Origin of the sequence: Yersinia enterocolitica subsp. enterocolitica (genome assembly GCF_901472495.1) — a bacterium.
GTDB lineage: Bacteria > Pseudomonadota > Gammaproteobacteria > Enterobacterales > Enterobacteriaceae > Yersinia > Yersinia enterocolitica.
Genome location: NZ_LR590469.1, coordinates 319,107 through 331,440 on the forward strand (window position 1 = coordinate 319,107; position 12,334 = coordinate 331,440).

The window sequence follows — 12,334 nt, forward strand, 5'->3', positions numbered from 1 at the left end:
GTCTCCTTAAATAGCCGCAATAATCAGCAGGGTTACCAGCGCGGCGACCACATACAGACAGTAGAGGCGGAAATCACCCTGTTGCAGCCATTGAATTCGTTGGCTGAGCCATTGGATAGAACGGATAAGCGGGGCCACTATTTTGTCATCCCAGACAGGTTCCACCCGGCCCGCACCACTGATGGAATATTCCAGCGCACGCTGCATCATCGGGGCGGGATCGAGTGTTTTACGCAGTCGATAGAGCGGGGCAAACATGGCTCGCAGGGGTTGAGTAAAGCCACCGGCCGAGACAGTCATGGCCTGCTCATAGGCATAACCGCAAGCCCACGGGTCGCCAGCATGACGAAATGCCAGGCGGCTGCCTCTGTATAAGCTGGCGACCAGTAGAATCACCAGCGGCAAAATCAATAAACCAAAGAAGATATATAGGGTGGACAGCATGGCCTGAGAGCTGTGTTGTGGGAATAACACCGCGCCTTGCGCTACCTGTAAAGAAGGCACCGGAGGGGCAGTTATCAAGCTGGAGGCAATGCGGCCAATCACCGGAGCGACGTGAGTGGCACCTATTCCCAAAACCAGGCAAAGCAGCGCCAACAACAGCATGGCGGTGGTCATCGGCCAGGGGACTTCGCGCGCAAGGGCGGCTTTTTCTGTACGCGGCAGGCCGCAGAAGCTGATGCCATAAACTTTCACAAAACACATGGCCGCCAATGCACCCGTGATTGCCAGCATCACAATGGCGATTGGCCCGGCGAGGCGGATAATAAAACCGCCGTCTTTGGTCATGGTAAACAGTGATTGGTAGGTGAACCATTCACTGACAAAACCATTGAATGGCGGCAGGGCTGAAATCGCCATACATCCCACCAGAAAGGCCAGTGCGGTATAAGGCATCATTCGGGCCAACCCGCCCATCTTTTCCATGTCTTTGGTGTGTAAGCGATAAATGACCGCACCAGCCCCGAGAAACAGCAGCCCTTTGAAGACGGCGTGGTTAAGCAGGTGGTAGAGCGCACCCAGTAAACCCAGCGCGGCGAGTACCGGCTGATGGCTGGCAATACCAATCATACCGACACCGACCCCCATCAGGATAATGCCGATATTCTCAACCGTGTGATACGCCAGTAGCCGTTTGATGTCGTGTTCGGCTAATGCGTACAGCACGCCCAGCACTGAGGATACGGCACCAAAGCCCAGCACCACCACACCCCACCACAGTTGGCTGGCACCGAGCAAATCAATGCCGACTTTGATGATGCCGAAGATGCCTATTTTCACCATCACGCCGGACATCAGGGCAGAAGCATGGGAAGGGGCAGCAGGGTGCGCCCGTGGTAACCAGCCATGCAGTGGCAGCATCCCTGCTTTGGCACCAAAACCGAAGAAAGCCAATAAGAAGATAACCGAGGCCATAATGGGTTGCGGATTAGCCTGCCGGAAGGCGGCAAACTCCAGACTGCCGCTCAGTCGGTACAGCAGGAAGAACGCAATCATAATCAGCACGGAACCGGCGTGGGCAATCAGAAAATAGAGTAAACCCGCGCTGATGGCATCGTCATCCTGATCGGCAATCACCAGGAAGTAAGACGCCAGCGACATCATTTCGAAAAAAATAATAAAGTAGAAAGCATTATCCACCACCACCAACGCCACCATTGAGGCGATGAATAGGTTCATAAACACCCCCATTCCCCACGCCCCGCGCCCTTTGTATTCCTGCACATAGGCCAGTGAATAGAGCGCGGTTATCACCACTAATAGTGAGATGACCATCAGCATAAATGCGGCTAATGGATCAAGACGCAAACTAAATGCGACAAACGGGAATGGCCCAGCGGTGGTGAAGGTGATAATCCCGCCGTCAAGTAGAGTGGGGGCCGCAGCAAACAAGCCCGCAAGGCCACCTAACAATGACGCCAATCCGGAGGCATAAATCGCGAGTGTTTCTCGTCGTGCCAGCAGCAGAGAAAGCAGTGCGCCAGCCAGATAAAGTAGTAAGGAGAGCCACAATAGCTCAAGCGAATTCATCATCTTTTCTGCTCCTCGTGAGAGATAGCTGACGAGGTGTCCACGGCCATAAAGGGCAGCTCGTTGGCAAACCCACTGGCGGCGGCCAGGCGCTTGGCGTGATTTGCCTGTTCAATGCTGTGCTCATCCACCAGCATTAAGGCGTTAGTCGGGCAGACCCGCACACATTCCGGCCCCTGAGATTGGAAGCTGCATAAGTCGCATTTCACGGCAACAGCACGTACTCCGGCATTCCAGGCAAGGAACGGATTCATGTTGGCCGGGCTAAATGGCACATCAGATAGCAGGGGCATCGGAATGTATTCAGGGAAATTTTCTGGCACTGCCAAGGGTTTACTGCCCGCCGGTGTGATTGCACCAAACGGGCAGGCGATACCGCAGAGCTTGCAGCCGATACAGGTGGTTTCATCCAATTCGACCGCGTTATTGGTCAGGGTAATGGCATTGACCGGGCAAACCCGCGCACACCATGCATCTTCACAGTGACGACAGAGAATCGGTGCCGTGACCGTGGCGTTACGCATAACAGTCAATCTGGGATGCTGTTGTAAACCCTTGGCTTTATGCACCTGGCTGCAAGCAGCCATGCAGGTATTGCATCCAATACAAAGCCTCGGTTCCGCAATCACAAAGCGGTTCATGGCTATACCCTCCGGGACAAAAATCTGGTGACAGTCAGGCTGATAGCAATCATTTCTCAGCTCCAAAGCATATTCTGTGCCAGCACGGTGACCGCCAATGCAAAAGAGTAGTGAAGCCGCGCCAGCAGGGCATTAAGGTGATTGCAGATAAAGGGCAGGCATTTAAAAGGCAGTAAAAACAGAGGGATTGCTAGCGTGAAGTGTCGACAATAGTGACGAAATCTTCACTGTCGGATGACACTTCGACAGTGAAGATTCATATCGTGAATTTATACCCAAGTGATTTTGGAAAATATTAATATTTATCAATTTGTTAAAATGGATATAGATATCCATGATATGGCCGGTATTACTGGCATCGTCTTTGCATTGATTTTGCCAGAGAAATCCATAGTGGGAGAACAGTCATGCATGAGATTACCTTGTGCCAAAATGCTATTGCCATGATGGAACAGCAGGCACGGTTGCACGGTGCACAGAGAATTACCGGCGTGTGGCTGGAAACCGGTGCTTTTTCCTGTGTCGAGCCGCAGGCACTGGCGTTCTGTTTTGAGTTAGTGTGTCGTGGCACTTTGGCGGAAGGCTGTGTTTTGCATCTTAGCCAGCAGCCATCACAAGTGTGGTGCCATGACTGCCAGCAAGCGGTTAATTTGCTCAGCAGCAAAGTGACTCGTTGCCCGTTATGTGCGGGCAGCCACTTACGTATTGGGGCGGCTGATGATGGCGTGATAATTAAGCGGTTGGAGGTGGAATGAATTTGCTTTTTTTATGCCGAGATACTGCGGGAGCCGGATTATGTGTATAGGGATCCCTGGGCAAATTGTCGCGTTGGATGACACTCAACCAGGCACGGCATGGGTGGATGTCTGTGGCGTGCGCCGCTCGGTCAATATTATGCTGGTGGCAGCGGATGAGCAGGCGAGTTTAGCATTAATCGGTCATTGGGTTTTGGTGCATGTGGGGTTTGCCATGAGCCGACTGGATGAGGATGAAGCGCTGGAGACCTTGCAGTTATTGCAAGAGATGGGGGAGGTTGAAAGTGATGTCGGGGCGTTTTTAGGGCAAAGGGAGTAGTGGGGGGCGCTTTTGATCGTTATTGACGCAAAACAAAAGCGCATTCAAAATCATGGTGCAGGTGCAGGTGCAGGTGCAGGTGCAGGTGCAGGTGCAGGTGCAGGTGCAGGTGCAGGTGCAGGTGCAGGTTTTTTCGCTTTTTCTTCTGCCAGCCGGTGTTCCAGTTCAACCAGTTGCTCAGGGGATACAGCGGGGTAACCTTGCGCATCATCCGGTATCACGTGTACTGCCGGAATAGGGATTAATGGCCCCAGGAAGCGTGGCTCGCGTTTCATAATATAGAGATCTGACAGCGCGCCGAGGCGGGCAAAGATCTCACGTACCCGAACATTGAGCATATCTTTGGGGGACGGCACAGCAAAACACTGCGCTTGAATCCCCATATGCATAGCGATAAACAACGCCCGCTCGCAATGGAAACGCTGAGTAATGATAATAAAATCATTGGTATCAAATACTTTTCGAGTGCGCACAATAGAATCTAGTGTGCGGAAACCGGTATAATCCAACACAATGTCAGAGGCGGGCACACCGGCGGCCATCAAATCGCGGCGCATGGTCATCGGCTCATTATAACTGTGTAGCGCATTGTCACCACTCAGCAGTAAGTAACTGACTTTGCCACTGTTATAGGCGTTTAGCGCCCCTTGGATGCGGTATTGATAAAACTGATTTATACCACCGGTTTTATAATACTTAGCCGTGCCTAATACCACACCAACCTGCCGGTGCGGTAAGTCTTGCAGTTCATCGTAGATAAAAGGGGCTGTTTTCCAGCTGATCCAGCGATCGAGCGCAATAGCTGTCACCATCAGCAACCCTGCGATGATAATTAAGCTAATAATCAGGCGTTTCCACATTCTCTGGCCTTTGATGCATTCAATTCACTGGTGATACTGCAAGGCTACTGTACCCACCGATATCATGCCAATAGTTTCTTCTTATTATATTAATGATTAAGGGGGAACTGATGACAAGAGAGTTAGTCTATCACCGGCCTGAGCAGTAGCGCAGGCCGGATAATAACTAGAACGAGGTTCGTTTGTAAGTCCGATACTGTGGCTGCCAATAGTTGTGCTCAATGGCCTTAGCTAATGCTTCCTCAGAAGTGACAATAGCGACACCTTGCAACTGCGCAGCTTTCCCTACTTGCATAGCGATGGTTTTTGACACCGCCTGAATATCATCGATATTGGGTAGTAATGCTCCTTCGCCGTTTTGCGCCAGCGGTGAACACTGCGCCAATGCACGGCTGGCGGCCATCAGCATGCCGTCGGTGACACGCTTGGCACCGGATGCCAGCACCCCCAAACCAATGCCGGGGAAGATATAAGAATTATTGCATTGTGCAATTGGATACAGTTTCTCTTTATAGCTGACCGGTGAGAAGGGGCTACCTGTTGCGACCAATGCTGCGCCATCCGTCCAGTTAATAATATCTTCTGGCCGCGCTTCTACCCGTGAAGTGGGGTTCGACAGTGGCATCACTATCGGGCGCGCACAGTGCTTGTGCATCTCGCGGATCAACTCTTCGGTAAATAACCCCGGCTGACCAGAAACCCCAATCAGCACGGTAGGTTTGGCATTACGAACCACATCCTGCAATGAGATTGAGTCACTGGTTAGATTCCAGCTTTGCAACGCATCGCTTTTTTGCACCAATTTACTTTGGAAATCCAACAGATTAGGCAGTTTATCAGTCAACAGGCCGAAACGGTCGACCATAAAGACACGCGCCCGAGCTTGTTCTTCACTCAGACCTTCCGAAATCATCTGCGCAATGATCTGCTCAGCAATACCACAACCGGCTGAACCTGCGCCGAGGAAGGTGACAGTTTGGTCGCGCAACTGGCTGCCAGCGGCATGACTTGCCGCAATCAGGCTACCCAATGTGACCGCTGCTGTGCCCTGAATATCATCATTGAAGCAGCACAGCTCATCACGGTAGCGGTTGAGCAGCGGCGTGGCATTGTTCTGAGTAAAATCTTCAAATTGTAACAATACATTCGGCCAGCGGCGTTTGACTGCCTGAATGAATTCATCAACAAAGGCATAATATTCATCGCCGGAAATACGCGGATGACGCCAGCCCATATACAGCGGGTCGTTCAGACGTTGGGGGTTGTTGGTGCCCACATCTAATACCACTGGCAAGGTATACGCCGGACTAATACCACCGCAGGCGGTATACAGTGACAATTTGCCAATAGGAATCCCCATGCCGCCGATACCTTGGTCGCCAAGGCCGAGAATGCGTTCGCCGTCAGTAACCACGATAACTTTCACATTTTGCTTGGTGGCATTTTGCAGCATGTCATCAATGTGTTCGCGGTTCGGATAAGAGATAAATAACCCGCGCGCGCGGCGATAGATGTCGGAGAAGTGTTCACAAGCTTCGCCGACCGTCGGGGTGTAAATAATGGGCATCATCTCGCTAAGATGCGCTTCCAGCAGGCGGTAAAACAGGGTTTCATTAGTATCTTGAATATTACGCAGATAAATATGTTTATCGTCGTCGTTTTTGAAATCCTGATACTGACGATAAGCACGTTCAGCCTGTTCTTCGATGGTTTCAACCGCTTCTGGCAATAAGCCGTGTAAATTGAAGTGGCTGCGCTCATCATTGGTGAAGGCGCTACCTTTGTTCAATAAAGGGAATTCTAATAGGATCGGGCCAGCGTAGGGGATGTACAGGGGGCGTTTACTTTCGTATTCAAGTTCCATGAGTTTCACTCTTAAACGTTATCAAGTCGTTACCCTGATCCTAAAAGATAAGAAAAAAATGTACAGCTTTTGTTAGTTAAATATGTCGGCTAGCAGTAAATGTGGGTTGTATCACATTCATGGAGTAAGTCCGTAAAGCTGTATTTTTGTTAAAAAATTTTTTTACGTATCGAAATGATTTAAATCGTAGTGTTGGCGCGCATTCCCACGTGATTATTGGCGATAAGCCGACACTGTTTATATAAATGAAACTATAACAGTTATTCAATAGCTCTTTTAATTTGAAGGGAGAAATGCGATTTTCACCCTTGAATTAAAACTGTAAGAATTAATTAAATTAAAAAATTTTATTAAATAACAATCGAGTATCACCAAAGTAAGACTATGTTAGATAATTTATATAAATTAAATTCCTGTCGGGCTAAATGCGCACCCTGTAGTGTTAAAATAATCGATGAAAATAAAAATGGATAAATGTAGTGTTATTACTCTGATGCTTCTGCTATCAGCTTGCTCAAGCTATACAATACCAGTAGAAGATTTATCTGGTCTTTCGAATGATGATTTGTGCATCGCTTTAGGTGAGCGCAATGACAATGGGCCGATGGTTATTCGCATCACAAAAGAGATTGAAAGTAGAGGGGGTGTAATTAATCAAGAGCGATGTTATATCGCCTCTTCAATGGCAATACAAAAAAGTAAACAAGAGTTCAAAGTCACACCTTATCAACCACCCACTTCATACTGTGGACTGGATCCCCAATGTATTCCCCCTCAACTGAGAGGTGCGTTTTTATTACGTAATGGGGAGTAGTTAACCAACAAATGGCGTTGCACAGTTGGTGTTTATCGGGGTTAGCAGGTAACCCCGTTGCGGTTTTATCTGTTTAAAATGTCACGCGTTTTACATCGCTACAGCCTAATGTGGCCAGCGTTGCTTGGGTGGCATTCCACTGAGTCAACACCGGTTTATTACCTTCAACCAGCACTGCGCGGCGAATAGAATTACAATTCTTATCAGACATATTCGCCATAATTAACGCCGCTTGTAGCGGTGGCAGGCTTGGATTAAAAGCTGCGTTTTCTGCATAGCGCCCGGTATAAATAGTGCCGTCAGCGGCCTCCAATGCCACACCGCTATGGGAGTTACTGTAAGGCGCATGGCTGTGGTTTGCGCCATCAAGTGCTGCCTGAGTCAGGACATCAGTTTCAGTAATTTTATAGCCGTGATCGACAGGGTCCATCAGCAGGGTAGTGATATTCAAATCTTTCGGGCCGAAAGAGTCGGGCAAATATTGCCCCAGAGTCGATGCTGGGCGGTTTGGCAGATGAATATGCAGGCCGGTTCCGCTGTTTAGTTCATTCATAAACTGACGGCAATGGCCACACGGCGTGTAATTGACGGTAATAGAGACCAGACTGGCCTCATTGCGCAACCAGGCATGTGTTACGGCACACTGTTCGGCGTGGATGGTTTGTTGCAATGGGGCACCACTAAACTCCATATTGGCACCGAAATAGAGATTGCCGCTGATACCGCGAGCAATAGCCCCGACCTTGAAATTAGAGACGGGTGTCAATGCACAAGCGGCGGCCAGGGGTAGCAAGGCAAATGCCAGCGCATCATCATCTAATCCGCTGATAGTTTTCACCGCTTTCACTTGATCTGCTGTCAGCATTGTCGGGAAATCGTTTGCGCTCATGATAGGTTCAAGTGCGGATTGCAGCGAGGCGGGCAACTTAGCCCAAGCGTCATGAAAACGTGCTTGCATAAGGTTCTCTCCAATAGTTACGGGAAACTATTTTAGGCAGCTTGGGGCTTTCTTGGTGTGACACAGATCCCGTTATATATGAAATTCATGCAAGTAAAATCTCAAATGGGAGATGTACCTCAAATTTATACTGCGATGTTAGCCAAATAAATGTAGCAGCACCGGAAACAAAAAGGGCGCTAGCAGTGAGGTGATAATCCCACAAATGACCAAGGCCAGTGAGCTGAATGCCCCTTCCTGAAAATCTAACTCAGCACAGCGAGCGGTACCCAGGGCGTGCGATGCAGTCCCCATTGCCAGACCGCGCGAAGCTTTGGTGGTAATTTTTAACAAATTCAACAAGCTGTGGCCAAACACCGCCCCCAGAATCCCGACAAAAATAACGCACACTGCGCTGATGGCCGGTAAACCATGAATAGATTCGGCCACCGCCATAGCAATAGGCGTGGTAACAGATTTAGGTAATACCGAGGCGGCAATTTCAGGGGTTGCCCCCATCCACAGGGCCACAGCAGTGCCACTGACCATAGCGGTTATACTACCGATAAAACAGATGCTAATGATTGATTTCCAGCGCGCGCGAATTTGATGCAATTGCTCATACAGCGGGAAAGCCAACGCCACCACGGCCGGCTGCAACAGGTCGTTTAGTACTTTGCTGCCTGCAAAATAATTGGCATAAGGCATATGTGTCACCAACAACAATGGAATGATAACAACCATTGATATCAGCAAAGGGTTCAGCAAAGGCATTTTCAACCAGCGGGCCAAACGGCGTGCGCTGAAGAACACAATTAACGTGAGTGGCAGCGACCACCATAAGTTACTGATCATTTGTCCTCCTCGGTATGAGTGGGAGAACCTATCACCTTGCGCTCACGATGGACAAAATGCGAGCTGTAGCCGACGACCAACATCACCACCAAGGTACTGACAAAGCAGGAAACTACGATCGGGCCAAACTGCTTGGTGAGCTGGTCATAATATTGCATAACGCCAACACCGATCGGCACAAACAGCAGCGCCATGTAACGAATTAGCAGGTGACAACCGGGCTTTACCCATGTCGAAGGCAAAATCTGTGAGGAAAGCAGGGCAAACAAAATCAGCATCCCGAGGATGCTGCCGGGGATGCTGATGGGCAGCAGTAAGGTCACTGCTTTACCTGCCCACAAACACAGATAAATAATAACGAAAGCCCGCAGATACTGCCAGCCAAGTGAAGTCACATTGCGCATAAAAAGAGTCCTGAGTGACGGAATGTATTCATCATACAATTTACGTTAACACTGTGCTAGGTATCACACTATGAATAATTTTTATGGAATTATGCCAATTACGACTCGTCTTGCAACTGAGAGGGTTGCTGGGCTGGCGATTTGGCTAATTGGTAGCCACGATAGAAAAATACCAACCCTAAAATAGCCGCCACAATCAACATGTAGAACATCATCTCCGGTGCGGCATAGGCTAACAGAAAACCGCAGAGTACCGGATTCGCCGCGCCACCTAATTGACCGAGGTTCTGTACGCCATAGTAACTGCCTTTGAGATTCGCGGGTGCAATAAAATCGATAAACAGATATTCGACTGGGATAACAATAATCTCACCCAATGAGAAAATCGCCATTGCTAGCATCCACACGGGGATTGACTGTTGCGCGGCCATAAATCCGAACAAACCAATAATAAAGAACAGCGTCCCTAGCATTAGCCAGCGCATTAAGTTCTGTTGATTCATACGGCGACTTAATAGGTATTGCAAGGTAATGACAATGGCCGCATTGACCGTCATCACAGCTCCAATTACCTGATAAGCAAATTTGGCATCAGAAACAGTAATCAGGTATTGAGATAAATAGCCGGAGAACTGACCAAAGACAATGGCACTGAGCATGCTGCCGACGGTGAAATAGATCAGTCGTTTGTCATGGCGCAAAATACGAAATGTTTGGCGGAAATCTGGTACAGATTCAGTCTGCGTATGCTCCGTGACCGACATATCTGCACTGTCGATTCTAAATTTCAGTGTGATGGCAACCAACAACGCCAGTATGCCCGAAATGATAAAGGGGACTTGCGGCCCCATACTGACGACCAAAACACCCAATCCTGGGCCAACCGCCCAGCCAACATTGACAAGTGTGTAGTTGGCCGAGAAGGCTTTGATGCGCTCATTGACTGGCAACCAGTCGGCAAAACAGGCTTTAATAGCGATGCCATAGACTGAGTATGCCGAATGCAGCAATGCTAAAATCAGGATAATCCACGCCGGATGTTCAATCCACGGCAAGGTAAAAAAGGTGGCAGAGAACAGGGTAATTGCCAGCAAAATCAAGCGCTTTTTATTGAATTTATCCACCAGATAACCGCCATACAGGCTGGTGAAAATCCCCAAGGTCAAACTTGCTCCCAACACCAGCCCAACCTTGTCTGGCGCTAGCTGAAAATGTTCGGCCAAATAGATAGTGATAAACGGAAGCGTTACCGCTCGGCCAATGGTCAACACCAGCGAGGCAATTAGCAGGTTAGTGACACGCGATGGAAATCCTTTCATGGTATTTTCTTATTTTTTAATTATGGGTAATAAGTTGTTTCTATGCGGATTATTGCCAATAAAAAGAATGGCACGCACAGCATTACGACGCGACTCAGCCAATTACAGTAGACTATTGCAGGAGCGAAAGAGAGGGGGGGAGGAAATTTTTTTTGCAAATAGCAGATCGACCTGAATCGACCAGCTATTTATAGATTTTTAACCTAAATATTCGATGATAGATAGCCCGCCATTATAATCAGTGCTGTAGATAATCCCTTGAGCATCAACAAACACATCACATGACTGAATCACTTGTGGGCGACCAGGTCGTTTATCCATCATTTTTTCCGGTGCAGCGGGCACCAGAGCGCCAGTTTCTTTCGGCTGATAGGGGTTGCTGATGTCATAGGCCCGAACCCCCGCATTCTGATAAGTGGCAAAAATCAGCGATGAACTGATAAAACTGCCAGGACGGTTTTCATGCAGATTATGCGGGCCAAAATGTGCGCCTTTTTTGACATAATCTCGCTCATCAGGCACGGGGAAGGTTGAAATACTCACCGGATTGCTCGGCTCACGAATATCAAATACCCAAATATGTTTCTCGCCATCCTCTTGATTATCCAGTACTGCTTCATCCAGCACCACCAGTAAGTCGCGATCTGGCAGGGGAAGCGCAGTATGAGTCCCGCCACCAAAAGGGGGGCTCCAGTTACGATGACTGATAAGTTTTGGCTCAGTGCGGTCGCTGACATCTAATAGTGTCAGGCCACCATCACGCCAACTGCCGTAAGCTGTATCACCGCTGATAATGGCATGGTGCAATGCATAGCGCTTACCTTCAGGCCAGCTGGCTTGTTCGCCCGCAGCGGTATGCATACCGGGCAAAGCATAACGCCCAGCAACCTGTGGTTTTTGCGGATCAGCCAAATCAATGGTTAGAAAAATATAATCACTGTAGCCGTCGAGCAGCGCAGAAACATAGGCCCAGCGCCCACCGACATACCAGATACGGTGGATACCTATACCATCAAGTGGCAGGAAACTTATCTCGCGGGGCTTGTTCGGTACCGAAATATCAAAAATACGTAAACCGGCACTCCAACTACGGCCTTCTTGCCGGGTACTAATCGTTTGGGCCACTGAGCGGGTGTAATACACTTTCTCTTCGGCAAAACTAGCGTCAGCAAACAAGTCACGGGCATTAATGACCAGTAGCAGGTCATCATGAGCTTGTAAGTGTACATTCCACGTATTGGGTGGCGCGGCGATAAAACCAGCCGGACGTGGTTTTTTTGCATCTCGTACATCAATAATCGAAACGCCCTGGGACACCATATGGCCGACATAAGCGAAACCACGATGCACCATCACCTGCACGCCATCGGGTTTTCCACCCTGATCACTATGACCAATCAGCCGCATATTGCAGCTGTATTCAGGTGTTGGCAAAACTCCTTGCGCTGCCATTTATTTCACTCCAAATCAATTTTTCGCATGGGTCTTTAATGACGCACTACGAGATTAATGACAAAGCTATTGATAGTTTGCTG

General features: G+C 49.0%; 12 protein-coding genes. 3 read left to right on the forward strand and 9 right to left on the reverse strand.

Translation table 11 applies throughout. From position 1 onward, the window contains the following. Positions 1-6 precede the first annotated feature (6 nt). Positions 7-2,034, reverse strand: coding sequence for a hydrogenase 4 subunit B (hyfB, locus tag FGL26_RS01550; protein WP_005168285.1), 2,028 nt, complete (start codon positions 2,032-2,034; stop codon positions 7-9). Further along, positions 2,031-2,672, reverse strand: coding sequence for a 4Fe-4S dicluster domain-containing protein (locus FGL26_RS01555; protein ID WP_005168287.1), 642 nt, complete (start codon positions 2,670-2,672; stop codon positions 2,031-2,033). Before FGL26_RS01555 ends, hyfB begins: the two co-directional genes overlap by 4 nt. A gap of 407 nt (positions 2,673-3,079) precedes the next feature. Here FGL26_RS01555 and hypA point away from each other — a divergent pair, with 407 nt between their 5' ends. Together hypA and FGL26_RS01565 are read left to right on the forward strand one after the other, a co-directional pair. Beyond that, on the forward strand, positions 3,080-3,427 hold the full coding sequence (gene hypA / locus FGL26_RS01560) for a hydrogenase maturation nickel metallochaperone HypA (protein WP_005168288.1): 348 nt from the start codon (positions 3,080-3,082) through the stop codon (positions 3,425-3,427). Between the two features lie 40 nt (positions 3,428-3,467). Beyond that, the gene (locus FGL26_RS01565; protein ID WP_005168291.1) at positions 3,468-3,746 is read left to right on the forward strand and encodes a HypC/HybG/HupF family hydrogenase formation chaperone; all 279 of its coding nucleotides are present in this window, start codon (positions 3,468-3,470) and stop codon (positions 3,744-3,746) included. Positions 3,747-3,796: 50 nt separating this feature from the next. Here the strand turns inward: FGL26_RS01565 and sanA are convergent, their stop codons facing one another. Both sanA and FGL26_RS01575 read right to left on the reverse strand, forming a co-directional pair. Beyond that, positions 3,797-4,606 carry an outer membrane permeability protein SanA gene (gene sanA, locus FGL26_RS01570; protein WP_032912676.1) on the reverse strand — a complete coding sequence of 270 codons (810 nt, stop codon included), beginning with the start codon at positions 4,604-4,606 and terminating at the stop codon, positions 3,797-3,799. Positions 4,607-4,772: 166 nt separating this feature from the next. Then, positions 4,773-6,470 (reverse strand): NAD-dependent malic enzyme, encoded by a 1,698-nt coding sequence (locus FGL26_RS01575; RefSeq protein WP_138060208.1) that lies wholly within the window; start codon positions 6,468-6,470, stop codon positions 4,773-4,775. Between the two features lie 466 nt (positions 6,471-6,936). Between FGL26_RS01575 and FGL26_RS01580 the strand changes: the two genes are divergently transcribed. Continuing rightward, on the forward strand, positions 6,937-7,284 hold the full coding sequence (locus tag FGL26_RS01580; RefSeq protein ID WP_032902617.1) for a hypothetical protein: 348 nt from the start codon (positions 6,937-6,939) through the stop codon (positions 7,282-7,284). Between the two features lie 73 nt (positions 7,285-7,357). On the opposite strand, the gene cdd is transcribed toward FGL26_RS01580, so the two are convergent. From cdd to FGL26_RS01605, 5 genes are all read right to left on the reverse strand, one after another. Beyond that, positions 7,358-8,242, reverse strand: a complete 885-nt coding sequence (cdd, locus tag FGL26_RS01585; protein ID WP_005168300.1) for a cytidine deaminase — start codon at positions 8,240-8,242, stop codon at positions 7,358-7,360. 138 nt (positions 8,243-8,380) lie between these two features. After that, positions 8,381-9,076, reverse strand: a complete 696-nt coding sequence (locus FGL26_RS01590; RefSeq protein WP_005162334.1) for a CidB/LrgB family autolysis modulator — start codon at positions 9,074-9,076, stop codon at positions 8,381-8,383. After that, entirely contained in the window at positions 9,073-9,480 is a 408-nt protein-coding gene (locus FGL26_RS01595; protein ID WP_005168301.1) for a CidA/LrgA family protein, read from the reverse strand. The genes FGL26_RS01590 and FGL26_RS01595 overlap by 4 nt, the downstream gene beginning before the upstream one ends. A gap of 98 nt (positions 9,481-9,578) precedes the next feature. Continuing rightward, positions 9,579-10,799: an MFS transporter gene (locus tag FGL26_RS01600; protein ID WP_005168302.1), complete on the reverse strand. Its 1,221-nt coding sequence runs from the start codon at positions 10,797-10,799 to the stop codon at positions 9,579-9,581. Between the two features lie 198 nt (positions 10,800-10,997). After that, a complete protein-coding gene (locus FGL26_RS01605) occupies positions 10,998-12,251 on the reverse strand; it encodes an LVIVD repeat-containing protein (RefSeq protein WP_005168308.1) in 1,254 nt (417 codons plus the stop codon). Positions 12,252-12,334 lie beyond the last annotated feature (83 nt).

Excerpts from the sequence above, each read along its gene's own strand:
- FGL26_RS01580 (WP_032902617.1), top strand. The coding sequence starts at position 6,937 with ATGGATAAATGTAGTGTTATTACTCTGATGCTTCTGCTATCAGCTTGC.
- cdd (WP_005168300.1), bottom strand. The coding sequence starts at position 8,242 with ATGCAAGCACGTTTTCATGACGCTTGGGCTAAGTTGCCCGCCTCGCTG.
- sanA (WP_032912676.1), bottom strand. The coding sequence starts at position 4,606 with ATGTGGAAACGCCTGATTATTAGCTTAATTATCATCGCAGGGTTGCTG.
- FGL26_RS01590 (WP_005162334.1), bottom strand. The coding sequence starts at position 9,076 with ATGATCAGTAACTTATGGTGGTCGCTGCCACTCACGTTAATTGTGTTC.
- FGL26_RS01595 (WP_005168301.1), bottom strand. The coding sequence starts at position 9,480 with ATGCGCAATGTGACTTCACTTGGCTGGCAGTATCTGCGGGCTTTCGTT.
- FGL26_RS01565 (WP_005168291.1), top strand. The coding sequence starts at position 3,468 with ATGTGTATAGGGATCCCTGGGCAAATTGTCGCGTTGGATGACACTCAA.
- FGL26_RS01575 (WP_138060208.1), bottom strand. The coding sequence starts at position 6,470 with ATGGAACTTGAATACGAAAGTAAACGCCCCCTGTACATCCCCTACGCT.
- FGL26_RS01555 (WP_005168287.1), bottom strand. The coding sequence starts at position 2,672 with ATGAACCGCTTTGTGATTGCGGAACCGAGGCTTTGTATTGGATGCAAT.
- hypA (WP_005168288.1), top strand. The coding sequence starts at position 3,080 with ATGCATGAGATTACCTTGTGCCAAAATGCTATTGCCATGATGGAACAG.
- FGL26_RS01600 (WP_005168302.1), bottom strand. The coding sequence starts at position 10,799 with ATGAAAGGATTTCCATCGCGTGTCACTAACCTGCTAATTGCCTCGCTG.
- FGL26_RS01605 (WP_005168308.1), bottom strand. The coding sequence starts at position 12,251 with ATGGCAGCGCAAGGAGTTTTGCCAACACCTGAATACAGCTGCAATATG.
- hyfB (WP_005168285.1), bottom strand. The coding sequence starts at position 2,034 with ATGATGAATTCGCTTGAGCTATTGTGGCTCTCCTTACTACTTTATCTG.